Origin of the sequence: Oceanibaculum pacificum (assembly GCF_001618175.1) — a bacterium.
GTDB classification, from domain to species: Bacteria; Pseudomonadota; Alphaproteobacteria; order Oceanibaculales; family Oceanibaculaceae; genus Oceanibaculum; species Oceanibaculum pacificum.
In genome coordinates, this window is sequence record NZ_LPXN01000117.1 from 1 (window position 1) to 26,552 (window position 26,552).

Here is a 26,552-nt window from a genome sequence, read left to right on the forward strand (position 1 = left end):
GAAGCGGCGTCTCGAAGGACAGGGCGGCGCGAAGAACGGGGCGGCGCGAAGGACAGGGCGGCCGCGCCTTACTCCTTGTCGCCGGTGTAATAATCCGGCCAGGAGGTCTTCACGATCGGGCCGTCGGCGGCGAGCGCGTGGCAGGTGTTGATGTGCCAGGGCTTCTGCTCGGCGTCCGGATCGCGGCGCTTGGCAACCATGGTCTGGTAGGCGGTGGTCGCCATCGGCCAGAGCAGCTCGGTCAAATGGGTGCAGCCCTCGGTGCGGCCCATCAGCGCCTTCACCTTCTGGGTGAAGCCCGGCCCGATGGCGAGGCCGACCAGCTTCTGGTAGTTCGCGGTGATGTTGCCGCAAACCTGGTAGGGGCTGTATTCGGTCCGCGCCTCGACCGCCAGGATTGTGTAAGCGTCATCCAGCGTGATGCGCAGCCACATGCCGTGCAGCGGCTCGCCCGGATCGACCCGGCCGCGCCAGTCATTGTCGAAGCCGTAGGTCTTCACGTCGGTCATGTGGCCTTCGATGTCCCACAGCCCATCGGCGCGGCGATAGCCCTCGCAGGTCACCACGCGGCGGTGCAGCTTCTCGCGCGCGACAGTCGGTTCGGAAAGCGGCGGCATTCGTTTCATCCCTTAGGCGGAAGCGCCCTTCAGCGGCGGGGTCAGGCGCAGCAGCGTGATCTGGTGACGCTGCTTGCGCAATATCTCGAAGCGGAAGCCGTAGAAGGTGAAGACCTGGCCGACCTCCGGAATCTGCCGGGATTCGTGCAGCACCAGCCCAGCCACGGTGGAGGCGTCCTCGTCCGGCAGCTCCCAGTTGAACTCGCGGTTGATGTCGCGCAACGTGACCGTGCCGTCGACCAGGTAGGAGCCGTCCGGCTGCGGGCGCACGCCGACCACGGTGACGTCATGCTCGTCGGAAATCTCGCCGACGATCTCCTCCAGAATATCCTCCAGCGTCACGATGCCCATCAGCGTGCCGTATTCGTCCACCACCAGCGCGAAATGCTCGCGCCTGGTGCGGAAGGCCTGGAGCTGGTCGAACAGGGTGGTGCTGTCGGGAATGAACCAGGGCTGCGCCGCCAGCGCCGCCACGTCGATGCCCTCGACATTGCCGCCATGCTGGCGCATCTCCCGCAGCAGCGCCTTGGCATGCAGCACGCCGATGATGTTGTCCTGCTCGTCGCGCCACAGCGGGATGCGGGTATAGGGACTGTTCAGCACCTGGTCGATGATCTCGGCCGGCGGCAGGGCGGCGTCGATCATCACGATGTTCTTGCGGTGGGTCATGATCTCGCCCACCTCCAGATCGGCGAGGTCGAGCACGCTGTGCAGCATCGCGCGCTCCTCCTGGCCCTCGCCATCCTCGCCCTGATGCAGCTCGATGGCGCCGCGCAGCTCCTCCTCGCTGGCGTCGGAGCCGAGATCGCCGGCGATCCGCACGCCGAAGACGCGCAGCACGCCGCGCACCAATATCTGCACCGTGCGCGAGATCGGCGACAACACGAACACCACCAGCCGCACCGGCTGGGCAACCAGCAGGGCCAGACGGTCGGCATTGTTCAGCGCGTAGGTCTTCGGCATCACCTCGGAGAACACGACGATCACCGCGGTCATGATCAGCGTCGCCCAGGCCACGCCGTCATCGCCGAACAGCGTGATCATGATGCTGGTGGTCAGCGAGGCGGCCAGGATGTTGACCAGGTTATTGCCGATCAGGATCGCCCCGATCAGCCGCTCGCTATGGGCGCGCAGATTATTCACCGTCCGGGCCGACCTGCTGCCCTTCTTGGCCATCTGATGCATGCGCGCCCGCGAGGCGGCGGTGAACGCCGTCTCGCTGCCGGAGAAGAAGGCCGAGGCGATCAGCAGGCCGACGATGCCGGCAAGGCTCAGCCATAATTCCAGCGTCATGGCGTCAGCTTTCTATCGACCGGGCGAGCAGGTCGCGCACCGCCTGCGCGTCCACGTCGCGGGTGATGAAGGCGTCGCCGATGCCGCGCGCCAGGATGAAGGTGATCTTGCCGTCCGCCACCTTCTTGTCCTTCGCCATATGGCCCAGCAGCTTATCGACCGACCAATGCTGCCGCCCGGCCACGTCGAGCGGGCTGACCGGCAGGCCGACCTCCTTCAGATGCGCCCGCGCGCGCCCCGCGTCCGCCGCCGGGCACAGGCCCAGATCGGCCGACAGGTCGAACGCCATCACCATGCCGATGGCCACGCCCTCGCCATGCAGCAGCATCGCGCCGAAACCGGTCTCCGCCTCCAGCGCATGGCCGAAGGTATGGCCCAGATTGAGCAGCGCGCGGTCGCCCGTCTCCTTCTCGTCGCGGGCGACGATGGCGGCCTTGGCGGCGCAGCTTACCTTCACCGCATGGCGGCGCCTGGCCGTGTCGCCGGCCAGCAGGGCCGCGCCGTTCGCCTCCAGCCAGTCGAAGAAGCCGGCATCGCCCAGCAGCCCGTATTTCACAACCTCGGCATAGCCGGCCAGCAGCTCGCGGCGCGGCAGCGTATCCAGCACGCCGGTATCGGCCAGCACCAGGCGCGGCTGATGGAACGCGCCGACCAGATTCTTGCCATGCCGGGTATTGATGCCGGTCTTGCCGCCGACCGAGCTGTCCACCTGGGCCAGCAGCGTGGTCGGGATCTGGATGAAATCCAGCCCGCGCAGGGTGATGGCGGCGGCGAAGCCGGTCAGGTCGCCGATCACCCCGCCGCCCAGCGCCACCAGCATGGTGCGACGCTCGATCCGCGCGGCCAGCAGCTCGTCCAGCAGCGCCTCCAGCCGGTCGAAGCGCTTGCTGCCCTCCCCCGCCGGCACCACGATGGACGCCACGGCGACCCCGGCGGCGCGGAACGAGTCCTCGACCGTCTGCAGATGCAGGGGGGCGACCGTGGAATCGGTGACGATGATGACCCTCGGCTGGCGCAGCACCGGCTTCGACAGCGCGCCGACGCGCGCCAGCAGGCCGTTGCCGATCAGGATGTCGTAGGCCCGGCCGGCCAGGTCGACGCTCAGCGTCTCGTAATCGGCGGCGATGGCGTCGGGTGCGGTCACGATGCGGCGATCCGTTCGGAAGGGGTGGGGGTGCGGCCAAGATGGGCGTCGAGCGCGGCGAGCACACGCTCCACCGTCTCCTCCACCGGGCCGGTGGAGGTCTCGACCGTCACATCGGCCTCGGCATAGATCGGGTAGCGGACATCCATCAGCCGGCGCAGCACCTCGGCCGGATCGCCCTGCTTCAGCAGCGGGCGGTTGCTGCGCTTGCCGACGCGCTCCAGCAGCGTCGGCAGCTCGGCCTTCAGCCAGATGGTGATGGTCTGTTCCTTCAGCCGCTGGCGGGTCTCGTCATTGATGAAGGCCCCGCCGCCGGTCGCCAGCACATGCACCGGCTCATTCTCCAGCAGGCGCAGGATCACGCGGCGCTCGCCATGGCGGAACTCGGCCTCGCCATGGCGGGCGAAGATTTCCTCAATGGAGCAGCCGGCGGCCTGCTCGATGGCGGTGTCGGCGTCGATGAACGGCATGCCCAGGCGGCTCGCCAGGCGGCGGCCAACGGCCGATTTTCCCGCCCCCATCAGCCCGACAAGGGCGATGGTCCGGGGAATGCTATGTGAGGACGCAGTCATGTCGCTTCGGCTGCAAGTAAAGATTGGAAGGGAAACCGTCAAGCGGTAAGGCGTGGAAAACCGCACCGCCACCCGCGCCGCGCCTCGATTGAAAGCCCGGCATGGCGGCGATACTATCATTCCGCGCGCCGGCCTGTCGTGAAAATGCCACGGTCGGCGCGGATCATGTCATTTGGTTATCGCCGCCCGCTCTCCTCCGGCCGGGCGGGACGGCTCCAAGATTTCCCGCAAGCGCGCAAGGCGGCCATGCTCAAGTCGATCCTCGTCATCTTCGTCCTCCTGCTCCTGGTGATCATCGGCGGAGGTGTGTTCCTGGCCACCGGCGCGGTCGCGCCGACCCCGACACAGGTCGAAAAGGTGATCCCGAATGACCGTTTCAAGAATTAGCCTGGCGCTGGCGCTGCTGATGGCGGCCGGGGCCCCTGCCTGGGAGCCCGCCTGGGCGCAGGGCCAGCCGCTGCGGCTATTTCCGCTGCCGGGCGAGACCAGCCCGCCCTCGCCCCCGTCGTCCTCGCCGGCCACGCCGGGCGCGCCGCGCGCGCCGGAACCGGCACCGGGCGCGCTGCCTTCCCCCAACGCCCTGCCGGGCGGGGCGGCGCTGCCGGACCGCACGATCCAGGGCGACCCGTTGCTGCGCCTGCCGCCGGGCATGCGCGCGCCGCTGCCCGCCGCGGTGTCGGCGAACGAGCTGGCAGCGCCCACGGTGGATTCCGTCGGCACGCTGGACCCGGCGCGCGGCGGCCTGGGCTATGCGATGTGGAACGGCACCACGCGCGGCCGCATCGTGCGGCTGCTGGACGGCCTGCCGACCCTGCCGGGCAGCCACGCGATGCGCAATCTGCAGCGCCGCCTGCTGCTCTCCAGCGCCAGCGTGCCGCCGTCCACCGCCGGCGTGGCGGAGGCGGAGCGCGCACCGATCCTCACCCGCCGCGCCGACCGGCTGATGCGCATGGGCGCCATCGGCGGCCTGTCGGAATTGCTGCGCCTGGTGCCGCGCAATGCCGGCGGCGAGGCGCTGGACCGGCTGCAGGTCGAGACGCTGATCCTGTCCGGCGACACCAATGCGGCCTGCACCCTGGCCGGCGATGTCGGCGGCGATTATTCGGAGATTTTCTGGCGCAAGGCGCAGGTCGCCTGCGACGCGCTGGCGCAGGAATCCAGCCGGGTCGATTTCGGCATGACGCTGCTGCGCGAGCTGAACGCGCCGGAGGATCAGCCCTTCAACCGCCTGGTCGAGGCGGCGCTGGGCAATAATGTGGTGCTGGACAGCCTGCCGCAGCCGACCCCGCTGCATCTGGCGCTGCTGCGCGCCGCCAACATGCCGCTGCCGGCCGATGCGGTGGCGGGGGCCGCGCCGGGGCTGCTGAACGCCATCGCCATCGCCGATTACGCCCCCTATGAAACCCGTCTGGCCGCCGCCGAACGCGGCGTGGCGCTGGGCGTGGCCGCCCCCGGCGTGCTGTCGGAGCTGTATAACCAGGCCCCGGCCACCCCGGCCGAGCTGGCCAACGCGGTGCGCGACCTGGAGGTCAAGCCCTCGCCCAAGGCGCGCGCCGTGCTGTACCGCCGGATCAGCGTCGAATCCGACCCCGTGAAGAAGGCGGAACTGATCGCCACCGCCCTGCGCTTCGCCGCGCGCGACGATGTCTATGACCATGCCGTGCGCGTGCTGGACGATGTGATCGAGCAATTGCAGCCGACCGCCGATCTGACCTGGTTCGCGCCGGAGGCCGCGCGCGCGCTCTACGCCGTCGGCGATGTCGAGGGCGCGCGGCCCTGGCTGGTCGCCCTGCGCGATCGCGGGCCAGTGAACCCCGACGCCCGCAACGCCTGGCTGCGGCTGTGGCCGCTGGCCCGGCTGGCCGGCGACCACCAGGCCACCATCTGGGAGCAGAGCGCGCTGGCCGCCTGGAGCGCCCTGATCACCGCCGAGGCGCCGCAGGAGGCGGAGCGCCGCATCGCCGTGATGCATGCCCTGCTGAACGCGGTGGGCGAGCCGGTGGAGCCGACCGACTTCCTGCTGCTCCCGAGCGCCGCCGCGGCCGCTGCGCCGGCCCCCGCCTCGGCCAGCAGCGTTACGTTCGGACTCGAATCGGCGGCGGCGGCGGAGCGCACCGGCGAGACGGCGGCGCTGGCGCTGATCGCGACCGGCGAACAACCGCTCGACGGGCTCGACGCGACGGTGCTGAACCGCACGATCCGCGCCCTGCGCCAGGTGGGGCTGGACAAGGAAGGACGGCGTCTGGCGCTGGAAGCCGCCATCGCGCATGGCTTCTAAAACCGCCCCCGCCGCCTGCGTCGACGCCTTCCTGGAAATGCTGCTGGCCGAGCGCGGTATCGCCGCCAACACCCTGGCCGCCTATGGCAACGACCTGCAGGATTTCAGCGATTTCCTGGCGGCGCGGCGGATTGCGGTGCAGGCCGCCGGCTCGGGCGATCTGCGCGATTACATGGCCATGCTGGGCCGCGCCGGCATGGCCCCCAGCACCATGGCCCGGCGGCTGTCGGCGCTGCGCCAGTTCCACAAATTCCTCTATGCCGAAGGCTATCGCCCGGACGATCCGGCCACGGTGATCGACCCGCCGCGCCGGGGCCGCGCCCTGCCGAAAATCCTCAGCGAGCTGGAGGTCGACCTGCTGTTGCAGGCCGCCAAGGCGAAGGCGGGCCCGGACGGGCTGCGCCTGACCGCGCTGCTGGAGCTGCTCTACGCCGCGGGATTGCGCGTGTCCGAGCTGGTCAGCCTGCCGCTGGCCGCCATCGCCCGCGATACCGGCGTGCTGGTGGTGCGCGGCAAGGGCGGCAAGGAACGCATGGTGCCGCTGACCGAGGCGTCGATCCGCGCCGTTGCCGCCTACCGCCTGGAACGCGGCGCGTTTCTGCCCAAAGGGCTAAAGGGGGGCCTGAAGGAGGGGCAGGACAGCAAATGGCTGTTCCCGTCGCGCGCCGGCAGCGGCCATCTGACCCGCCACCGCTTCGCCCAGCTGCTGAAGGAACTGGCCCTGGAATGCGGCATCGATGCCGAGAAGGTGTCGCCGCATGTGCTGCGCCACGCCTTCGCCACCCACCTGCTGGATCACGGCGCCGATCTGCGCAGCGTGCAGCAGATGCTGGGCCATGCCGATATTTCGACGACGCAGATTTACACCCATGTTGTCTCCGACCGGCTGAAAAGCCTGGTGGAGACGCACCACCCGCTGTCGAAAAGCCGCAAGCGGGGGTAGAGCCCGTCAGTCGGTGCCGGACGTGACGAAGCCGCGCACGGTGCGGCTGGGCGGAAAGCAGACCCGGGCGATGGTGCCGCGGCCAAGCTCGCTTTCGATATCCAGGCGGGCATCGTGCAGGGCGACCAGGCTGTCGACGATGGCAAGGCCGAGCCCGGTGCCCTGAATGTGCCGCGTCTCGCTGCTGGCGGCCCGGCCGAAGCGACGGCGGATGCGCGGCAAATCCTCCGGCGCGATGCCGATGCCGGTGTCGCTGACCGTCAGCTCGATGCCGCCGGTGGCATGGTTCAGCGCGGCGCGGATCGTCACCCCGCCGCGCGGTGGGGTGAATTTCACCGCGTTGGACAGCAGGTTCATGGCGATCTGCTTGACCATGCGGACATCGGCGCGCAGCAATGGCAGCTCGCTCGGCATGTCGGTGGTCATCTGCAATTCCGCCGCATGGGCGCGCTCGCGCAGCAGCCGGATGATGCTCTCGATCAGGGCGGCGCAGTCGATATCGCTGTCCGTCGGGGTCAGGCGGCCGGATTCGATCTTCGCCAAATCGAGCAGATCGTCGATGAATTCCAGCAGATGCATGCCGCTGGACCGGATATCCTGGGCGTACTCCCGATAACGCAGATTCTCGAACGGGCCGAAATACTGGCCCAGCAGCACTTCCGAAAAGCCGATGATGGCGTTCAGCGGGGTGCGCAACTCATGGCTCATATTCGCCAGGAAGTCGGATTTGGCCCGGTTGGCGATTTCCGCCTCCTCCTTGGCCAGGCGCAGCGCATGTTCGGCATTCACCCGTTCGGTGACGTCCAGCACCTGGGCGATGATGGTCGGCTGCTTGCCCGGCTGCGCCGGCAGGGTGGCCGTGGTCATCAGCCCGATGACCTGATTGCCCTCCTTGGTGAGGTAGCGTTTCTCGAACCGATATTCGGCCGTCTTCTCGCGCGCCTGCTCGCCCAGCCGCTCCTGCATGGCCGGCTGGTCCTCCGGATGGGTCACGTCGGCGGTGCCCATCCGGCAGATTTCTTCCTGGCTGTAGCCCAGGAAGCGGCAATAGGCGTCGTTGCAGCGCAGGTAGCGGCCCTCGCCATCGACCACCGCCATGCCCATGGGGGATCGCTCGAACAGCAGGCGGAACAGCGCCTCATTGCTGACCAGCTCCTCCTGGCGGTGATGGCGCTCGGTGGCATCGCCGGCGATCACGAAGGTGCAGCCGTCCGGCAGGCGCTCCTCGCGCAACTCCAGCACGCGGCCATCGTGACGCCGCAAGATCATGGAACCCTGCGGCGCCTGGTGATAGGCCAGGCGTTCCGCCACCCAGGCCTCGCGCGCCTCCGGGCCCGGCAAATCAAGGGATTCCGCGCTTTCCCGGATCAGCGCCGCATATTCCGCGCCGATCGTCAGCCGCGACGCCATTTCGGGGAACAGGCTGCGATGGCGGGAATTGCACACCAGCAGACGGTCGCCCGGATCGAACAGCACGAAACCGTCGGACGAGCGCTCCAGCGCTTCCAGAAGACGGGCCGTCGCCTCGTTCGCCTGGTGCACCGCCTGCACATCGGCGGTGATGTTGCGGCTGATGCCGTGATAGCCCTGGAATACGCCCTCGGCGTCGAAGATCGGGTCGCCGGAGACGCTGATATTCTTCAGTACGCCCGTTCCGTCGATATAGCTGTAGCGATATTCCCGGAACGGCCGGCGTTGCGCCAGATCCTCCAGATGCTGCTCCCAGGCGGCCGTGTCGCCGCGCGGCACGCCGAGTTCGGCGCGGCTTTTGCCCAGCACAATCTCGGCCGACATCTTGGTCAGCGCGGCGAATTCTTCCGACACCCAGGTGAACCGCAGCGCCGCATCCATCTCCCAGCGCCAGAAGCCGGCCAGCTCGGGCAGCGCCTCGGTCTTGCGCAACGCCGCTTCCAACGCCCGGACACGCGCGCGCAGCACCTCATTCTCCTGCGCCAGGGCCGTATCCAGGGTATCGGTCGCACTCGTGCGGGGCACTTCGGTCTCTCCTGTAGAAACTCGATTTTCCCGCCGGCTTGGTAAAGAAAGCCTTTATGGGGGACGGGCTATAATCGTTTTCTCGCGGAAAGGTTGCGCATCAGCGCGGCGACGCCGAATTCCCAGGGCGGGATGCGGTCGCTGCGGTTCACCCGGTTCACCAGCCGCCCCAGGCGCGGGCTGGCGATGGTGACGATGTCGCCCAGCTTGTGGGTGAAGCCCTGGCCGGGGGCGTCGCGATCCTCGATCGGCGCGAACATGGTGCCGGTGAACAGCACCAGCCCGTCGGGATATTGATGGTTCGGGCCGATGGCCTGGCCGGCGATGTCGGTTATGTCGCGGCTGATCTCGCCCAGCAGGCTGGTGCCTTCCAGGCGGAATCCGTCATCGCCCTCGACCGTCAGGGTGACGGCGGCCTGGCGGATATCGTCCAGCCCGTAGCCCTGGCCCAGCAGCCGGATGAACGGGCCGATGGCGCAGGAGCCGTTATTGTCCTTCGCCTTGCCGAGCAGCAGGGCGCTGCGGCCCTCGACATCGCGCAGATTGACGTCGTTACCCAGCGCCGCCCCCTTGATCGCCCCGTCCGGGCCGATGGCCAGCACCACTTCCGGCTCCGGATTGTTCCAGGTGGAAACCGGGTGGATGCCGATCTCCGCGCCGGTCCCGACCGAGGAGAGCGGCTGCGCCTTGGTGAAGATTTCCGCGTCCGGGCCGATGCCGACCTCCAGATATTGCGACCACAGCTTGCGGGCGACCAGCGCCTGCTTCAGCCGCAGCGCCTCGGGCGAGCCGGGCCGCACGGCGCGCAGATCGTCGCCGATCTCGGCCTGCATGATGTGGCGCACGCCCTCGGCGGCGGCCGGATCGCCCTTCGCCTGCTCCTCGATCACGCGCTCCAACATGGAGCGCACGAAGGTGACGCCCGCCGCCTTCACCGCCTGCAGGTCGCAGGGCGCCAGCAGGTGCGGGCGGGCCTTGTCCTGCCCGTCCGGCACGCTGTTGGCCAGCAAGTCCGCGACCGCGCCGATATCCGGCCCGTCCGCCCGGCGCAACGCCGCCGCCGGGTCGGCTTCGGCCAGCAGCAGCGAGACGGTCGGCCAATGCGCCGTCACGTCGTGCACGCGGCCGGCGCGCAGCGTGATCACCGCCGGGCCGGCGGCCGCCGGCAGCCAGGCCCGGCCGACCAGGGTGGCGGAATCAGCGTCTTCGGGCAGCGTGTCCAGTCCAAGCGCGTAGCGCATTTCATCCCTCCCGCAATCTTTTGTTGCATCGACGATAGCAGGCCGATACTGCGGGGCAAGAAAGACGAAGCATCAGGAGGAAGCATGGCCACCCCAATTCGCGTCGCCTCCATCGGCGAATGCATGGTCGAGCTGCGCGACCGCAGCGAGGGCCTGAGCCGGTCGTTCGGTGGCGATACGCTGAACACGGCGGTCTATCTGTCGCGCCTCGGCGTCGAGGTCGGCTATCTGACGGCGCTGGGGGACGATCCTTACAGCGCCGAGATGCTGGCGGCCTGGCGCGCCGAGGGCGTGGGCGTCGACGATGTCGCCACCCTGCCCGGCCGGCTGCCCGGCCTGTATGCGATCAAGACCGACAAGGCGGGCGAGCGCTCCTTCTTCTACTGGCGCAGCGCCGCGGCGGCGCGCGACATGCTGAAGGGCGAGGCCGGCGACCGGATCGAGGCGGCCATCCTGGCCTCCGGCCTCACCTACCTGTCCGGCATCACCCTGTCGATCCTGGATGCCGACAGCCGGGACCGGCTGAACGCGGCGCTGGACAGGCTGCGCGACACGGGCGGCCGGGTGGTGTTCGACGGCAATTACCGGCCGCGCAACTGGCCCGACCAGCCGACCGCCCGCAAGGCGGTGGAGGCGGTGCTGGCCCGCGTCGACATCGCGCTGCCGACCTACGAGGACGAGCAGGCGCTGTTCGGCGACGCCTCGCCGGCCGACACGATCGAGCGCATCTCCGGCTTCGGCGTCGGCGAGATCGCGGTGAAATGCGGGCAGAAGCCGGCGCTGGTCGCGGCGGGCGCGCGGCAATGGGTGGTCGCCCCGCGGCCGGTCTCGGACGTGGTCGACACCACGGCGGCCGGCGACGCCTTCAATGCCGGCTACCTCGCCGCCCGGCTGTCCGGCGAGACGCCGGACGCGGCGGCGGCGCGCGGGCATGAGATGGCGGGTGCGGTGATCCGCCATCCCGGCGCGATCATCCCGCGCGACGCCATGCCCCGCCTCGGATAGCGGTCCGCAGGTTCATGGGCGTCACCCTGCATACCTTCACGGCGCTGCTGTTCAGCGTCGCCCTGCTGCTGCTGGCCAACGGCCTTTTCGGCTCGCTGCTCAGCGTGCGGATGAACCAGGAGGGGTTTTCCACCGGCCTGGCCGGGCTGGTGGGGGCGGCCTATTTCGCCGGGCTGGTGCTGGGCAGCATCGCCGCGCACAAGCTGGTGGAGCGGGTCGGCCATATCCGCACCTTCGCAGCACTGGCCTCGCTGATCTCCGCCTTCGCGGTGATGCACGCGATCATCGTCGAGCCAGTCTTCTGGGCCGGCCTGCGCTTCCTGTCCGGCATGTGCATGGCCGGCGTGTTCGTGGTGACCGAAAGCTGGCTGAACGGCGCGGCGACGAACCAGAACCGTGGCCAGGTATTGTCGGCCTACCTGATCACCACCTACACCGCGCTGGGGCTCGGCCAGCTGCTGCTGAACGTCTATGACCCCGCCAGCTTCGTGCTGTTCAGCCTGACCTCGATCCTGTTCTCGCTGTCGCTGCTGCCGCTGCTGCTGGACCGCAACGCCACGCCCGCGCCGGTGCAGCCGACACGCTTCAGCTTCAAGGCGCTGTATCGCATCTCGCCCCTGGGGATGATCGGCTGCTTCGCCAGCGGCGTGCTGACCGGCGCGTTCTACGGGCTGGGGCCGATCTTCGGGGCCGGCATGGGGATGAGCGTCGCCGCCATCTCCGCCTTCATGAGCGCCACCATCCTGGGCGGGCTGGTGCTGCAATGGCCGATCGGCCGGCTGTCCGACCGCTATGACCGCCGCACCGTGCTGGTTGCCGTGCTGTTCGTCACCGCGCTGGCCAGCCTGGGCGTGGTGTTGGCGGTCGATCTGCCGTGGGAGGCGTTCCTGCTGCTGGCGGCGATCCAGGGCGGGGCCAGCTTCGTGATCTATCCGCTGAGCGTGGCGCACACCAACGACCATATCGATTCGGCCGATCTGGTGCAGGCCTCGGCCGGGCTGTTGATCGCCTATGGCGTCGGCGCGTCCTTCGGGCCGCTCTGGTCGGCGCAGGTGATGGAGCGCGTCGGCCCGGCCGGGCTGTATTACACCGCCACCGTCACCGCTCTGCTGGTCGCCGCCTTCGGCCTGTACCGCATGGGCAAGCGCCAGGGGCCGACGGCCGAGGAGCAAGGCCCCTTCGTACCGCTGACCCGCATGACGCCGATCGCCGCCGAACTCGACCCGCGCGGCGAGGCCGGGGAGAGCTGAGGGCGGCCTACTTCCGCCCTCGAATCTCCGCCAGTATCTGCTCCGCCACATCCTGGCGCACGGTGTGGGTCTCGGCCAGGCGGCGGGCGACCTCGGCGATTTCGTCGCCGGCGGCGCCCACGGCGATCGCCACATTCTGCGCATGCAGGGTCATGTGGCCCTGCTGGATGCCGACTGTGGCCAGCGCCTTCAGCGCCCCGAAATTCTGCGCCAGCCCGACGGCAGCGGCGATGCGCGACAGCTCCGCCGCACTGCCGACGCCGAGAATCTTCAGGCAGGCCTGGGCGGTCGGATGCACCTTGGTCGCCCCGCCGACCAGCCCCAGCGCCATCGGGATTTCGATGCTGCCGGCAAGGTCGCCCCCGGCGGTGATCTCGTAGCGGCTGAGCGAGCGGTAGCGCCCGGTCCTGGCGGCGAAGGCGTGCGCCCCCGCCTCGATGGCGCGGGTGTCGTTGCCGGTCGCCAGGGTCAGCGCCGAGACGCCGTTCATGATGCCCTTATTGTGCGTCGCCGCGCGGTACGGGTCGCTGTCGGCGAAATCGGCCGCCAGCACGATGCCCTCCACCACCTCAGCCCCGCCTATATCGGCCGCCCGCCAGACCGCGCGGGCGCGCGCCACCCGCCGGTCGGCCAGGTTGGAGAGGATGCGCAGATGATGCTTGCCGCCGGTCCAGGCCGCCAGGTTGGGGGCCAGCTTCTCCGCCATGGTGTTGACGGCGTTCGCCCCCATCGCGTCCTTGGTGTCGACGATGATGTGCACCACCACCATCGGCCCGGTCTGGCCGTCGACGATGCGCACCTCCAGGTCGCGGAAGCCGCCGCCCAGCTTCACCAGCAGCGGGTCGCAGCCATTGCAGATATCGGCGATCTCGGCCTTCTTCTCCAATATCTTCGCGCGCGCGGCCCAGGGGTCTGTCAGCTTCACCATCTGGATCTGGGCGATCATCTCGGTGCCGCTGATGGAGGTGGTGAAGCCGCCGGTGTCGCGGCACTGCCGGGCGGTGTTGCCGACCGCGGCGATGACCGAGCTTTCCTCCGTCGCCATCGGGATCAGCACGTCGCGGCCGTCGACGATCATGTTGGTGGCGATGCCGACCGGCACGGTGAAACCGCCGATAGCGTTCTCCACCAGCCGGTCGAGCAGCTCGAAGGGCAGCGCGCTGGAGTTTTTCAGCGCCTCCACCCCGGCTTCGTCCAGGCCGGAGACGGCCTGGACCTCGGCCAGCCTTTCGTCACGGCCGAGCTTGTAGAAACCGCTGAGACGCGATGTGCGGTTACGCATGCGGCAAACTCCTGGAATCAGCCTGTTACGAGTTTCGGTAGCCACAGCACCAGACCGGGGAAGGAAATCGCCAGGCTGAGGCCGATGAGCTGCAGGATCACGAAGGGAATGATGGAGCGGTAGATGTCGCCCATCGTCAGACCCGGCGGGGCGATGCCCTTCAGATAGAACAGCGCATAGCCGAAGGGCGGGGTGAGGAAGCTGGTCTGCAGGTTGATCGCCACCAGGATCGCGAACCAGGTGAGCTGCTGGTCGCGCGTCAGGTCCAGCCCGAAATCCAGCCCGGCGATGATCGGCGCAAACAGCGGCAGCACGATGTAGCTGATCTCGATCCATTCCAGGAAGAAGCCCAGGATGAAGATCAGAATCATCACCACCGCCAGCGTGCCATAGGGGCCGCTGGCGAAAGTGGTCACCACATCCTCGATCATCACATCGCCGCCGACCCGCTTGAAGATGACCGAGAAGCAGGTGGCGCCGATGGCGACGAACAGGATCATGCCCGTCGTCTTGCCGGTCTCCATCACGCTGTCGCGGACATTGGCGTAGGTCAGCTCGCCCGAGAAGGCGGCCAGGATCAGCGTGCCCGCCGCGCCGATGGCCGCCGCCTCGGTCGGCGTGGCGATGCCGGCGATGATCGAGCCCAGCACGCCCATAATGAGGATCACCGGGGCCAGCAGGTCGCTGGCCAGCGCCAGCCAGAGCGGGCGCTTGTCGTTCACGTCGACCACGCCGGCCGGGGCCTTGTGCGGGGCCAGGAAGGCGACGCCCAGGATATAGCCGATATACAGCGCCCCCAGCACCAGGCCGGGGATCATCGCGCCCATGAACAGATCGCCGACCGAGATTTGCAGGATGTCGCCGACCAGCACCAGCATGATCGAAGGCGGAATCAGGATGCCCAGCGTGCCGGAGGCGCAGATGATGCCGCTGGCCAGGCCCTTGTCGTATTTCTGCTTCAGCATCACCGGCAGCGACAGCACGCCCAGCAGCACCACCGACGCGCCGATGATGCCGGTCGACGCCGCCATGACGATGCCCAGCACCGCGACCGAGATGGCCAGCCCGCCGCGCATGCCGGCGAACAGCCGCTCCAGCGACATCAGCAGCTTCTTGGCGGCGCCGGATTTCTCCAGCATCAGCCCCATGAACACGAACAGCGGCACCGCCAGCAGCAGCCAGTTCGCCAGCGTGCCGGTGAAGATGCGCGACACCACCGTGCCCAGGAACAGCACCGGTATATCGGCCAGAAAACAGAACACGACGCCCAGGCCCGCCAGCAGGAAGGCGACCGGATAGCCGGTAAAGATGCCGCCGATCAGGGCGACGACCATCAGGATCGGCAGGAAATACTCACCCATGGGACGCCCCGTTTGGACCCGGTTCCGCGGCCTGCCGGCCGCTCAGCAGGAAGCCGACATTGCGGATGATGCGGCCCAGGCCGGCGGTGAACAGCAGCGCCAGGCCGATCGGCAGGATCGCCTTCACCAGATAGCGATCCGTCAGCCCGCCATAGTCGGACTGTTCGCCCGAACGATAGGCAAGACCGACGAAATTGAGCGATAGCCAGGCGACGATGGCGCAGAACGGCAGCAGCAGCACGAGATCGCCGATAATGTCGACGACGGCCTTACCGCGCCCCTGGAATTTGGCGTAGATGAAATCGACCCGGACATGCCGGTCCTCCGCCAGGGCGAAGGAGGCGCCGAGCATCACCATCACGGCGAACAGGTGCCATTGCAGCTCGGCCAGGCCGGTGATCGACAAATGCGAGCCGAGGAGCGGGATCGCGAAGCCCCAGCCGAACAGATCGCCCAGCCGCATCATGGTGCCGGTAACGGCCACCAGCACGGCGAGAATGATCGGCAGGACAAGCCAGGAGCTGACGCGACCGGGCCACGCGCTGACATGCATCAACGCGTGGCCGATCCGCTCCAGCATGGTCATGCTGGACAAGGCTATACCCTCCGCTTACTTCGTCTGGAGGGATTGCAGTTCCATCCAGTTGCCGGCCACCTTCATGTAGGCGTTCAGCGAATCGAGCGCTTCCTTGAAGATCGGATCGTTCTTCGCTTCCTCCTGCAGCACTTCGGCCGAGGCCTTGCGCAGCGCCGCTAGCACCGGCTCGGGGAAGCGCTGGACCTTCACGCCCTTGGCGCGGAATTCGTCCAGCACCTTGCCCTGCGCGCCGGGCGCCACCGCCATCGACCAGACGACATTGGCCTTGCAGGCGGCCCAGAACTGCTTCTGCTCCAGCTCGCTATATTTCTTCCAGACATCCTGGTTGATCAGCAGCGAGTTCCAGCTCGACGGCTGGTGCCAGCCCGGGAAGTAGTAATATTTGGTGACGTTCTGGAAGCCGAGCGACTTGTCGATGATCGGCAGCGAGAATTCCGTCGCCTCGATGCGACCGCGCTCCAAGGCGACATAGATTTCGCCGCCGGCGATCAGCTGCGAGGACGCGCCCAGCTTGTTGATGACCTTGCCGCCCAGACCGGAGATGCGCATCTTCAGGCCCTGGAAGTCTTCCGGCTTGTTGATCTCCTTGTTGAACCAGCCGCCGGCCTCCGGCGCGGTCAGATGGCAGGGGAAAACCTGCACATTGTACTTGTCATAGGCCTTCTGCAGGATTTCCAGCCCGCCGCCTTCCCACATCCAGCCGAGGAACACCTCGGGGTCGGGACCGAACGGCATGGCGCCCATCAGGCCGGTCACCGGCACCGTGCCGCCCCAATAGCCAATCCAGTCCCAGCCGGCCGGCACCGCGCCCGAGCTGACGGCGTTGAACACTTCCAGCGCCGGGACGAGATCGCCAGCGCCATGCACCTTCATCTTCAGCTTGCCGCCGGAGACGTCCTCCAGCAGCTTGGCCATGTTCTCCGCGCCCTCGCCCAGATAGACCATCCCCTTGGGAAAGGTGCTGGCGACGTCGAGCGCGCGCTGCGCCTGGGCGGCGCCTGGCTGGGCGATGCCCCACAGCAATGCCGCAGCGGCGACGGCGGTGACTATTTTTTTCATGTCTGTTCCTCCCGGTATGTGGCTTGAAGCCGGCAACGGGAAGGAAATCAGGACCGGCCGAACCGCCAGCAACGCCCGCATCCACGGATGCCGCGTCGGTGTCGCTTCGGTACGGGTACGCACCCTATTCCTCCCAGTAACCGACGGCTCTGGTACGCCTGGCGGTTCATCGGCCTCTGTCGTGCCGTTAGGGCGCTAGAGTTTCAAGAGATCGGCAGCCTGTCAATTAAGCTGACATCCCAAGGGCATGCTTTCTTGAAACTTTCTCACATGTTAGGGAAAATTTAACGGCGCGCGGGTTTCTTAAGCCCCTTTGTGGACCGACCGAGGACCGAGAGATGAGCAAAGCGCGGATCGCGGTTTATGCCCTGGGCGGCACCATCGCCATGGTGCCCGGCAAGGAAGGCGTGGTGCCGGGCCTCAGCGCCGATCAGCTGATCGCGGCGGTTCCCGGCCTGCGGGAGATCGCCGCGCTGCGCGCCGAGACGCTGTCCAAGGTCGCCAGCCCGAACCTGGATCTCGACGGCGTGCTGGTGCTGGCCGCGCGCATCCGCGCGGATGCCGCCGAGGGCGCAACCGACGGCTGGGTCGTCACGCAGGGCACCGACACGATCGAGGAAACCGCCTTCCTGCTCGACCTGCTGCTGGCCGATCTGGACCGCCCGGTCGTGGTGACCGGCGCGATGCGCAACCCGCTGATGGTGGCGCCGGACGGCCCGGCCAATATCCTGAACGCGGTGCGCCTCGCCGCCAGCCCGGACATCGCCCGCGAGGCCGGCGCGCTGGGCGTGCTGGTCACGCTGAACGACACCATCCATGCCGCCGCCGAGGTGGTGAAGGCCAACACCCACCGGCTGGACGCCTTCGCCAGCCCGCAGACCGGGCCGGTCGGCCTCTTGATCGAGGACCGCATCGTGCTGACCGGAACGCCGCGCCGGCCCTATCGCGCCGCCATCGCCACCCTGCTGGACGGCCGCGACCCGGCAACGCTGATCGAGCGCAAGGCGCCGGTGCTGCTGGTCGGCGTGACGGTGACCGACCCCGGCCTGCTGCTGGCGCATCTGGCGGACCGGCCCGACCGGCTGGGCTATGCCGGCATCGTGCTGTCGGCGATGGGCGGCGGCCATGTCCCGGCCCGGCTGATGGCGCCGGTGGCGGGGCTGGCGGCCAGCCTGCCGGTGGTGATGGCCGGGCGCGTCGGCAACGGGCCGCTGCTTGCCCGCACCTATGAATTCGCCGGCTCGGAGATGGATCTGGCGCAGCATGGCGTCCTGTCGGCCGGCCGACTGCATGCGCTGAAAAGCTGCGTGCTGCTGGAGCTGGCATTGCGCTGCGGCGCGGACCGGGCGGCCATCGCCCGGCTCTTCGCCGGCTTCGCCTAAGCACTGGATACGCCCCGATAAATAAGCGATATCGCTTTTTTATTGTGCGCGTATGATGCACGTCAGGGGCGTGCAATTGATAATCACTGGGTCATGACAAAGAAGGCGTTCAATCGCTCACCGCTGCTGGATGTCATCATCGGCAGCGACTCGAGCATGTCGCTCAACCTGATCGAAGGCATCGCCAACGGTCGCGATCCGCTGTTCCGCAACCGCTTCATGAATGAATGCGTGCTGTTCAAATACCCGAATTTCGAGGTTCAGCTCTCGGACGGGGTGATCGGCGAGGCGCAGAAGCAGGCCGAGGCGCGGCCGGTCGAAACGGCGATCTACGTGCCGAACGACCCTGAGAATCTGCAGGCCGGCGGCTTTGCGATCTATCTGCGCCAACGTGAATTCGAGAATCTGCTGCGCGAGTATCTCGGCCTGAACATGCAGACTGAGAGCGAGGATTTCGCGATCGACGTGAAAATATTGCGCGTCATCGACACCATCCCCTCGCTCGACCCCTACCTGCTGCGCACCGAATTGCAGAGCGCCGGGCTGAACCTGCCGGAAAACGCGATCGGCGCGTCCGAGCGCGAGGAGGGCTATATCCGCAAGAAGATCGAAGGCCGCATCGGCCCGATCATCGACCGCGCGGTCGGCGAGGCGAAACCCGGCGACCTGGCGGCCCAGGCGCACCGCAAGCGCTTCATCGACGCGATCTGGAATCCGGACGTGCCGGAAGCCGAGCTGTTCATCAAATCCTTCGGCATCGATAAATCCGAGACCCAGCGCATCTTCGTCGCCTGGAAGGGCATCACCTATTACCAGGTGAAGTTCGAGGGCTTCGCGCCGGCGATCCGCGAGGTGCTGGATTTCTTCCGCGGCGACCTGTCGAAGCCGCGCGACGCCGCCAGCTACAACCGGCTGGAGCTGGAGCAGATGGCGATGCATGTGCAGTCGACCCGCACCAAGCTGGAAAACGTGGTGAAAAACTGCCGGCAGATTTTCATCGACTACAACAACGCCTACGATGGGCTGGTGAACGGCAACAAGCCGCTGGCCTTCAAGGAATTTCTGACCACGGCCCATAATTACTACTGGATTCTGGGCTTCTGCTCGACCGCCTCGAAGAACGCCATCGGCATATTGCACCGGACCATGCAGGGCGAAACGGCGCATCGCCTGCGCTTCGATGAAATGGACGCCATGCTGAAGCAGATGAACGCCTTGCTGAATTCGAGCGTGAAATCGGTCTGATGGGGCTGGAAATCCTCGTCGATGCCGACGCCTGCCCGGTGAAGGCGGAAATCTACCGCGTCGCCGAACGCTATGGCCTGCCGGTCACGCTGGTCGCCAACGATTATTTCGCCGTGCCGCGCGATCCGCGCATCCGGCTTGTCGTGGTCGGCAGCGGCTTCGACGCCGCCGACGATTGGATCGCCGAGCGCGCGCATCCCGCCAGCATCGTCGTCACCTCCGACATTCCCCTGGCCGATCGCTGCGTGAAGCAGGGCGCGACGGTGCTGGCCCCGAACGGCCGCCCCTTCACGCCCAACTCCATCGGCATGGCCATGGCCCAGCGCGCATTGATGGCCGACCTGCGCGCCATGGGCGAAGTGACCGGCGGTCCGAAGCCGATGAGCGGCCGCGACAAATCCGCCTTCCTGTCGGCGCTCGACGCCGCCGTGGTGCGGCTGAATCGCGGCTGATCTTTACCTAACTTTAGGATTTAAATCGTATTGTAAGAAACAACAGCGGAACGGGGACGATCCATCCCTCCGCCTTATCGCAACGATGTGGCGGTTTTCGTGTCGAATCGCAATTCCCTTATCCCCTGGCAGGTTCTGAGCGATAGAATCTGGCGACGGCTGCCGAAATTCCAGCGGCGGGAGGATCTGCGCCACCAGCAGACGGTGCATGGGCTGAAGCGGCAGATCGCCCGGCAGCGCGCCCTGGTGCTGCTGGCCCAGTTCGCGCTGGAGGACGTGCCGCTGGACGATCTTTTCCAGCGCACCGCCGACATCCTGGCCAGCACTCTGCGCGCCACCATCATCACCGTGCTGGAATACCGATCACCCGATAACATGCTGTGTCTGCGGGCCGGCATCGGCTGGCCGCAGGAGAGGATGGCCCAGGCCTATTGCTCGCTGGACGACAGCCCGCTTGCCCAGTTCATCGTCAATACGGAAATGCCGGTGCTGGTCGACGACCTGCAACAGGACGCGCGTTACGCCGTGTCGCCGCAGCTTGCCGGCCGGGGGGTGCGCGCGGCGGTCAGCGTCATGCTGCGCTGCCAGGGCAATATCTATGGCCTGCTGGGCGCCTTCACGCCGGAACCGCACGCCTTCACCGAGGAGGATGCCAGCTTCATCCAATCCGTCGCCTTCATCCTGTCCGGCGCGTTGAGCCGCGAGGCCGACGCCCGGGCGCTCGAATCCCAGCGCCTGCGCCTTCAGGGCATTCTGGACACCGCCGTCGACGGCATCGTCAGCATCGACCCCGAAGGCATCATCGAGGCGGTGAATCCGGCGATAGAGACGATGTTCGGCTATCAGCCCGGCACGCTGCTCGGCCGCAATATCGTCGAGCTGATGCCCGAGCGCTACCGGGCGCATCACAAGCGAGGGCTGCGGCGTTATCTCGACGCCGGCGAAAGCACGGTCATCGGCCAGCGCAAGGAACTTGCCGGCCTGCGCCAGGATGGCAGCGAATTCCCCATCGAGATGTCGGTCGGCGAGATCCGCACCGCCAGCGAGCATCTTTTCATCGGCACCGTGCATGACCTCACCGACCGCAAGGCCACCGAGGATCAGCTGCGCCAGGCCCAGAAGATGGAGGCCGTCGGCCAGCTTACCGGCGGCGTGGCGCATGATTTCAACAATCTGCTGACCGTCGTGCTGGGCAATGCGGAAATGCTGGCGGAGGATCTGCCGCTCGATGAGGTGCAGCAGCGGATGATGTGCAACATCATCAAGGCCGCGCAGAGCGGGGCGGAGCTCACCCGGCGTCTCTTGGCCTTCTCCCGGCGGCAGAACCTGCAGCCCGAGATTATCCACGTCCAGGCGCTGATCACCGAGAATTCGGAGCTGCTGCGCCGCACCCTGGGCGAGCGCATCAACATCAAGACTGAATCCGACCCGGATTTATGGCCCGCCTTGGCCGATCCGACACAATTGGAGACAGCGCTGATCAACCTGGCGCTGAACGCGCGCGACGCCATGCCCTATGGCGGCAAGCTGAGCGTCGAGGCGGCCAACCGGACGGTCGAGAAGGACAATGAGGACGCCGCCGCCGGCGCCTATGTGATGATCGCCGTCACCGATAGCGGGACCGGCATCCCCGCCGATATCCTGCCGCGCCTGTACGAGCCCTTCTTCACCACCAAGGAGGTCGGCAAGGGCTCCGGGCTGGGCTTGTCGATGGTCTATGGCTTCGTGCGCCAGACCGGCGGCTTCATGCGGATCGACAGCGAAATCGGCCGCGGCACCCGGATCGAACTCTATCTGCCGCGCGCGGAACGGCACCTGGCCAACCCCGCCTCCCTGCCGGACAGGCTACCCGACAATATTTCCGAGCGTGTCCTGGCCGGCGAGGCCCGGCCCAGCCGCGCCGCCGGGATCAACGTCCTGCTGGTCGAGGACGACCCGATGGTCGGGGCCTATCTGCGCGACGCGCTGTCGGAGGCCGGCTACACGGTCGTCTCGGCCACCAACGCGCATGAGGCGCTGGCCCAGTTGCGCGCGCCCGACTGTCCGGATTTCCAGCTCATGCTGACCGATGTGGTCATGCCCGGCGGCGTCGACGGCTATGCCCTGGCGGTGGACGCCGCCCGGCTGCGCCCGGAAATGGCGATCATGCTCAGCTCAGGCTATAACGACCAGTATGGCGAACGGTCGAATGCCGCCGCCCCCTGGCCGATGCTGCAGAAACCCTATACCCGCGCGGCGCTGCATGGCGCCATCGATGCGCTCTTGTCCAGCCGTGGCACGGCCCTACATCAGCCGCTGAACGACATGGCGGCGAAGGGAAATACGCAATGAGCATCGCGGCGGCCCCGTCCATATCCAAGCTTGCCACCGGCATAGACGGCTTCGACCGGCTATCGGGCGGCGGCGTGCCGGAGGGCCGCACAACGCTGTTGGTCGGCGGGCCCGGCACCGGCAAGACCGTCTTTGCCCTGAACACGCTGGCGAACCGGCTGCGCGATGCCGGCGAGAGCGGCATCTTCGTGACGTTCGAGGAGGATGCGGACACCTTGATCGCCAACGCCGCCAGCTTCGGCTGGACGCTGTCGAGCGGCGGCGCGGCCGAGGGCGGGCCGGGCATCTTCGTGCTGGACGCCAAGCTCAACCCCGATGTCGCGCAATCCGGCGATTTCGACCTGAATGGGCTGATCGGCGCGCTGACCGCGCTGAAGGAGCGCACGGGCGCGCGACTTATCGTGCTGGATTCCATCGACTGGCTGCTGGCCATGCTGGATTCCGGCGCCGCCCGGCGTCGCGAGCTGCTGCGCCTGCGGCAATGGCTGCGCCAGGAAGGGGCGACCGCCCTGCTGACCGCCAAGACCGACCAGCCGCTGGAAGGCGACGCGGAGTCCGCGCTGGCCTACCTGCCCTACATGACCGAATGCGTGGTGGTGCTGCATCACGAGGTGAGCCGGCGGGTCGCCCGGCGCTGGATCCGGCTGCTCAAATATCGCGGCGCGGCGCATAATTCCAACGCCTCGCCGCTGCTGATCCGCAGCGGCGGCATCATGGTAATCGCCGACAAGGTGGATATGGGCTGGCCGGCCTCCACGGAGCGCGTCTCCAGCGGCATCGAGCGGTTGGATACGATGCTGAATGGCGGCTATTACCGCTCCTCCACCGTGCTGGTCTCCGGCGCGCCAGGCACCGCCAAGAGTACGCTGGGCGGCGCCTTCGTCGATGCCGCCTGCCGGCGCGGCGAGCGGGCGCTGTTCTATTCCTTCGACGAGCCGGCGGCGCAGATCGCGCGCAATCTGCGGTCGGTGAATATCGACCTGGGCGCGCATGTCGATAGCGGGTTGCTGAGCATCCTGGCCAGCCGCGCCTCGGCCAACAGCATGGAGGAACAGTTCGCCGCGCTGCGCGACGCCGTCGAGCTGCACAAGCCCCAGGCGGTGGTGATCGACCCGATCTCCGCCATCGGCAAGATCAACGAGGAAACCGAGAGCAGCGCCATCATCGTGCAGATGCTGGACTATATGAAGGCGCGCGGCATCACCGTGCTGGCGACCGCCCTGCTGCACCCACTGCATCGCGACACGGAAGGCACGCAGTATCATATCTCCACCATCGCCGACACCTGGATGGACGTCTCCTTCCGCATCGCCAAGGGCGAGCGGAACCGGGCGCTGACCATCGTCAAGTCGCGCGGCATGGCGCATTCCAATCAAGTGCGCGAGCTGGTGCTGTCCAGCCGCGGGCTGACACTGGCCGATGTCTACGCCTCCGGCGGCGACGTGCTGATGGGCACCGCGCGCATGGAACATGAAGCCGAGGATCGGGTGCACGAAGCCCTGCAGCAGGCGGAGCATACGCACCGCCGCAAGGAGCTGGAAAATCTGGAACAGCGGCTGGCGCTGCAATTGCAGATGCTGCAGGCCGAGATTTCCCAGGCCCGCAACGAGCGCGAACGCATCCTCCTGGAGGAGGATATCCGCCGGAAGGAACGGTCGGACGCCCGGACCCATGTGCGCATGATGCGGCGCGCCGACGACACCGGCGCGCGGGAGACGGAGACCCAGTCATGATCAAGCCGCTTGACCCGCCCCCCACCGCGCAGGCCCCCGGCCTGCCCAAGGTGCCTGGCCAGTCGAAGCAGCCGCCGATCCGGCTGCAATTCTTCGTCGCCTACAGCGCCCCCAGCTCGCGCGCGGCGATGGCGACCCTGGAATCCGTCATGAAGACGCTGGAGGACCGGGTGGAGCTGGAGGTCATCGACGTGATCCGCTCTCCCGAGCGCGCGCTGGAGGAAGGCATCCTGGTGACCCCGGCGCTGATCCGCCTGTTCCCCGGCCCGAAACGCACCTTGATCGGCGATCTGCGCAGCGAAAGCGCGCTGCGCCGCTTCCTGCACGATTCGCCGTTGCAGCCGGAGCGCTGATCGCGCGGCCCGCCTTTCGGCACTGGACGAACCGGGAAATATCGCCACTTTAGCGGTATCGTTTCTTCCGCAGCCGGTTCCCCGCATGGATAGCCTCACCCAATTCGTTCTCGGCGCCGGCATCGCCACGCTGGCGCTGGGCCCGCGCCTCGGCCCGCGCCGCGCCGCGCTGATCGGCGGCGTGGTCGGCACCCTGCCCGACCTTGACGTGTTCCTGGCCTCGGCCGACCCGATCCAGGCCTTCGTCACCCATCGCGGGTTCAGCCATTCGGTCTTCGTCCATACGCTGGTCGCCCCGCTGATCGGCGAGGCGCTGCTGCGCCTGGACAAGCGCCTGCGCGACGCCCGCTGGCTGACCTGGCTGACGGTCTGGCTGACATTGGTGACGCATGCGTTGCTGGATTGCTTCACCACCTACGGCACCCGCATCTTGTGGCCGCTCGACGTGCCGCCGGTGAGCTGGTCGAGCATCTTCATCATCGATCCGCTCTACACGCTGCCGCTGCTGGCGCTGACGCTGGTGGCCTTGTTCCGCGGGCGTTGGGGGCCGGGCATCGGCAAGGCGGCCATCGTCGCGCTGTCGCTCAGCACGCTCTATCTGGGCTGGAGCGTGGCGGCGCGGGAGATCGCCGAGGCCAAGGTGCGCAGCGCGCTGGCGGCCGCCGGCCAGCCGGTCGAACGGCTGACCATGATCCCCATGCCGTTCAACACCGTGCTGTGGCGCGGGCTGGCGATGACCGAGGATGGCTATGTCAACGTCTACCGCTCGATCTTCGACGACCGGCCCGACGCGCCGCTGCACCGCCATCCGAACGGCCACGCGCTGGAGGCGATCCTGCCCGACAAGCGCCCGGTCGAGGCGGTGGCGGATTTCTCGCGCGGCTATTACGCGATGGCGCGGGAGGGCGACACGATCCTGGTCCGCGACCTTCGCATGGGGGTGGAACCGCATTACATCTTCACCTTCGAGATCGCCCGCCAGCAGAGCACGCCGACGATGATCCCGCCGGTGCAGCGCCCGCGCGTGAACGACACGCGCGTGCTGGACTGGATGGTCAAGCGCTTCACCGATGAAGATGCGGTGCGCGCGGAATAGGGCTTGATCCACCCGGCCAGCCCCCCACCTCAGCTTGGTACGCCACCAGCCGAGGACCGCCGATGACGATGCCCTTCGCCGTTCTGCTTGCCGCCCTCGCGCTCGCCGCAACGGCACCCGCCGCCCCCCTCGCCGCTCAACAGGGCGAGACCTTCCAGTCGGAGCAGGCAAGCTTCCGGCTGGAACGGGTGGCCGGCCCGCTGGAGCATCCCTGGGGCCTCGCCTTCCTGCCGGACGGCTCGATGCTGGTGACCGAGCGCCCCGGCCGGTTGCGCCTGGCGACGCCGCAAGGCCGGCTGTCGGAACCGCTGAAGGGCCTGCCGCGCATCGATTCAGGCGGCCAGGGCGGCCTGCTCGACGTGGCGACAGCGCCGGATTTTGCGCAATCCCGCCGGGTCTATATCAGCTATACGGAGCCCGGCCAGGGCGGCGTCAACGGCACCGCCATCGCGCATGGCCGGCTGTCCGACGACGGCACCGCGCTGGAGCAGGTGACGGTGATCTTCCAGCAGATGCCGAAATTCAGCGGCGGGCACCATTTCGGCAGCCGCCTCGCCTTCGCGCCGGACGGTACGCTGTTCGCCACGCTGGGCGAACGCAACAGCCAGCGCGAGAAGGCGCAGGACCTTTCCACCCATCTGGGCAAGATCGTGCGGATCAATCCGGATGGCAGCGTGCCGAAGGACAATCCCTTCGTCGGCCGCGGCGACGCCCGGCCGGAAATCTATTCCTACGGCCATCGCAATCCGCAGGGGCTGACGATTCATCCCGAAACCGGGCAGCTCTGGGAGCACGAGCATGGCGCGCGCGGCGGCGACGAGATCAACCTGCCGCAGCCCGGCCGCAACTATGGCTGGCCGGTGATCTCCTACGGCGTGCATTATTCCGGCGCGAAGATCGGCCAGGGCCAGGAACGCCAGGGCATGGAACAGCCGATCCATTACTGGGATCCCTCCATCGCGCCCTCCGGCATGGCCTTTTATAACGGCGACAAATTCCCCGGCTGGAAGGGCGATCTGTTCGTCGGCGCGCTGGTGCAGACCCATCTCGCCCGGCTGGAGGTCGAGGGCACCCGCATCGTGCGCGAGGAACGCCTGCTGGAGGATTGGGGCGAACGCATCCGCGATGTCCGCGCCGGCCCCGATGGCGCCCTCTATTTACTGAACGACCACCCCGACGCCGCCATCTGGCGCCTGGTGCCGGCGGAGTAGGCATCCATTCCCGCCGCCGTTATCCCCGGACCTTGCTGCCCCCACCATTGTCACCCTCGGGCTTGTGTGGGTGATTTGTGTTTTTGTGGATGCATCGGCCGGGAAGCGCTT

General features: G+C 67.6%; 23 protein-coding genes. 13 read left to right on the forward strand and 10 right to left on the reverse strand.

Features of this window, described 5'->3' with window-relative positions:
• Window positions 1-68 precede the first annotated feature (68 nt).
• Genes AUP43_RS11860 through AUP43_RS11875 form a run of 4 tightly spaced genes read right to left on the reverse strand, consistent with a single transcriptional unit; the run spans window position 69 to window position 3,626 of the window.
• Window positions 69-617: a DUF2889 domain-containing protein gene (locus AUP43_RS11860; protein ID WP_067557118.1), complete on the reverse strand. Its 549-nt coding sequence runs from the start codon at window positions 615-617 to the stop codon at window positions 69-71.
• Between the two features lie 12 nt (window positions 618-629).
• Entirely contained in the window at window positions 630-1,910 is a 1,281-nt protein-coding gene (locus AUP43_RS11865; protein WP_067557121.1) for an HlyC/CorC family transporter, read from the reverse strand.
• 4 nt (window positions 1,911-1,914) lie between these two features.
• Window positions 1,915-3,057 carry a 3-dehydroquinate synthase gene (gene aroB / locus AUP43_RS11870; RefSeq protein WP_407668468.1) on the reverse strand — a complete coding sequence of 381 codons (1,143 nt, stop codon included), beginning with the start codon at window positions 3,055-3,057 and terminating at the stop codon, window positions 1,915-1,917.
• The gene (locus AUP43_RS11875; protein WP_067557128.1) at window positions 3,051-3,626 is read right to left on the reverse strand and encodes a shikimate kinase; all 576 of its coding nucleotides are present in this window, start codon (window positions 3,624-3,626) and stop codon (window positions 3,051-3,053) included. Before AUP43_RS11875 ends, aroB begins: the two co-directional genes overlap by 7 nt.
• A gap of 144 nt (window positions 3,627-3,770) precedes the next feature.
• Here AUP43_RS11875 and AUP43_RS19035 point away from each other — a divergent pair, with 144 nt between their 5' ends.
• Genes AUP43_RS19035 through xerD form a run of 3 tightly spaced genes read left to right on the forward strand, consistent with a single transcriptional unit; the run spans window position 3,771 to window position 6,847 of the window.
• Window positions 3,771-4,013: a hypothetical protein gene (locus AUP43_RS19035; RefSeq protein ID WP_157089335.1), complete on the forward strand. Its 243-nt coding sequence runs from the start codon at window positions 3,771-3,773 to the stop codon at window positions 4,011-4,013.
• Window positions 3,994-5,904, forward strand: a complete 1,911-nt coding sequence (locus AUP43_RS11880) for a hypothetical protein (protein ID WP_067557131.1) — start codon at window positions 3,994-3,996, stop codon at window positions 5,902-5,904. Before AUP43_RS19035 ends, AUP43_RS11880 begins: the two co-directional genes overlap by 20 nt.
• Window positions 5,894-6,847, forward strand: a complete 954-nt coding sequence (xerD, locus tag AUP43_RS11885; protein WP_067557133.1) for a site-specific tyrosine recombinase XerD — start codon at window positions 5,894-5,896, stop codon at window positions 6,845-6,847. Before AUP43_RS11880 ends, xerD begins: the two co-directional genes overlap by 11 nt.
• 6 nt (window positions 6,848-6,853) lie before the next feature.
• On the opposite strand, the gene AUP43_RS11890 is transcribed toward xerD, so the two are convergent.
• Together AUP43_RS11890 and AUP43_RS11895 are read right to left on the reverse strand one after the other, a co-directional pair.
• Complete coding sequence (locus AUP43_RS11890; RefSeq protein ID WP_067557135.1) at window positions 6,854-8,842, reverse strand: PAS domain S-box protein; 1,989 nt, start codon at window positions 8,840-8,842, stop codon at window positions 6,854-6,856.
• A gap of 68 nt (window positions 8,843-8,910) precedes the next feature.
• Entirely contained in the window at window positions 8,911-10,083 is a 1,173-nt protein-coding gene (locus AUP43_RS11895; RefSeq protein WP_067557137.1) for a fumarylacetoacetate hydrolase family protein, read from the reverse strand.
• Between the two features lie 84 nt (window positions 10,084-10,167).
• Here AUP43_RS11895 and AUP43_RS11900 point away from each other — a divergent pair, with 84 nt between their 5' ends.
• Both AUP43_RS11900 and AUP43_RS11905 read left to right on the forward strand, forming a co-directional pair.
• Window positions 10,168-11,088: a sugar kinase gene (locus AUP43_RS11900; RefSeq protein WP_067557139.1), complete on the forward strand. Its 921-nt coding sequence runs from the start codon at window positions 10,168-10,170 to the stop codon at window positions 11,086-11,088.
• 14 nt (window positions 11,089-11,102) lie between these two features.
• Entirely contained in the window at window positions 11,103-12,338 is a 1,236-nt protein-coding gene (locus AUP43_RS11905; RefSeq protein WP_067557148.1) for an MFS transporter, read from the forward strand.
• Window positions 12,339-12,345: 7 nt separating this feature from the next.
• Here AUP43_RS11905 and AUP43_RS11910 read toward each other — a convergent pair whose 3' ends face one another.
• The 4 genes from AUP43_RS11910 to AUP43_RS11925 are packed head-to-tail and all read right to left on the reverse strand — an operon-like array spanning window position 12,346 to window position 16,638.
• A complete protein-coding gene (locus tag AUP43_RS11910; protein ID WP_067557151.1) occupies window positions 12,346-13,620 on the reverse strand; it encodes a hydroxymethylglutaryl-CoA reductase, degradative in 1,275 nt (424 codons plus the stop codon).
• Between the two features lie 17 nt (window positions 13,621-13,637).
• Window positions 13,638-14,981 carry a TRAP transporter large permease gene (locus AUP43_RS11915; protein ID WP_067557153.1) on the reverse strand — a complete coding sequence of 448 codons (1,344 nt, stop codon included), beginning with the start codon at window positions 14,979-14,981 and terminating at the stop codon, window positions 13,638-13,640.
• The gene (locus AUP43_RS11920; RefSeq protein ID WP_232315121.1) at window positions 14,974-15,567 is read right to left on the reverse strand and encodes a TRAP transporter small permease subunit; all 594 of its coding nucleotides are present in this window, start codon (window positions 15,565-15,567) and stop codon (window positions 14,974-14,976) included. The genes AUP43_RS11915 and AUP43_RS11920 overlap by 8 nt, the downstream gene beginning before the upstream one ends.
• Window positions 15,568-15,591: 24 nt before the next feature.
• Window positions 15,592-16,638 carry a TRAP transporter substrate-binding protein gene (locus AUP43_RS11925; protein WP_067557160.1) on the reverse strand — a complete coding sequence of 349 codons (1,047 nt, stop codon included), beginning with the start codon at window positions 16,636-16,638 and terminating at the stop codon, window positions 15,592-15,594.
• A gap of 338 nt (window positions 16,639-16,976) precedes the next feature.
• Between AUP43_RS11925 and AUP43_RS11930 the strand changes: the two genes are divergently transcribed.
• The 8 genes from AUP43_RS11930 (at window position 16,977) to AUP43_RS11965 (ending at window position 26,441) form a co-directional block, all read left to right on the forward strand.
• Window positions 16,977-18,020 carry an asparaginase gene (locus tag AUP43_RS11930; protein WP_067557163.1) on the forward strand — a complete coding sequence of 348 codons (1,044 nt, stop codon included), beginning with the start codon at window positions 16,977-16,979 and terminating at the stop codon, window positions 18,018-18,020.
• 93 nt (window positions 18,021-18,113) lie between these two features.
• Window positions 18,114-19,265: a hypothetical protein gene (locus tag AUP43_RS11935; RefSeq protein WP_067557165.1), complete on the forward strand. Its 1,152-nt coding sequence runs from the start codon at window positions 18,114-18,116 to the stop codon at window positions 19,263-19,265.
• 5 nt (window positions 19,266-19,270) lie between these two features.
• Complete coding sequence (locus AUP43_RS11940) at window positions 19,271-19,717, forward strand: YaiI/YqxD family protein (protein ID WP_456093694.1); 447 nt, start codon at window positions 19,271-19,273, stop codon at window positions 19,715-19,717.
• Between the two features lie 99 nt (window positions 19,718-19,816).
• Window positions 19,817-22,048 (forward strand): PAS domain S-box protein, encoded by a 2,232-nt coding sequence (locus AUP43_RS11945; protein WP_157089336.1) that lies wholly within the window; start codon window positions 19,817-19,819, stop codon window positions 22,046-22,048.
• On the forward strand, window positions 22,045-23,781 hold the full coding sequence (gene kaiC / locus AUP43_RS11950; RefSeq protein ID WP_067557178.1) for a circadian clock protein KaiC: 1,737 nt from the start codon (window positions 22,045-22,047) through the stop codon (window positions 23,779-23,781). The genes AUP43_RS11945 and kaiC overlap by 4 nt, the downstream gene beginning before the upstream one ends.
• Entirely contained in the window at window positions 23,778-24,134 is a 357-nt protein-coding gene (locus AUP43_RS11955; RefSeq protein ID WP_067557180.1) for a circadian clock KaiB family protein, read from the forward strand. The genes kaiC and AUP43_RS11955 overlap by 4 nt, the downstream gene beginning before the upstream one ends.
• Window positions 24,135-24,219: 85 nt before the next feature.
• Window positions 24,220-25,230, forward strand: coding sequence for a metal-dependent hydrolase (locus AUP43_RS11960; protein ID WP_067557183.1), 1,011 nt, complete (start codon window positions 24,220-24,222; stop codon window positions 25,228-25,230).
• A 62-nt stretch (window positions 25,231-25,292) separates the two neighbouring features.
• The gene (locus AUP43_RS11965; RefSeq protein WP_067557185.1) at window positions 25,293-26,441 is read left to right on the forward strand and encodes a PQQ-dependent sugar dehydrogenase; all 1,149 of its coding nucleotides are present in this window, start codon (window positions 25,293-25,295) and stop codon (window positions 26,439-26,441) included.
• The last annotated feature ends 111 nt before the right edge of the window (window positions 26,442-26,552 follow it).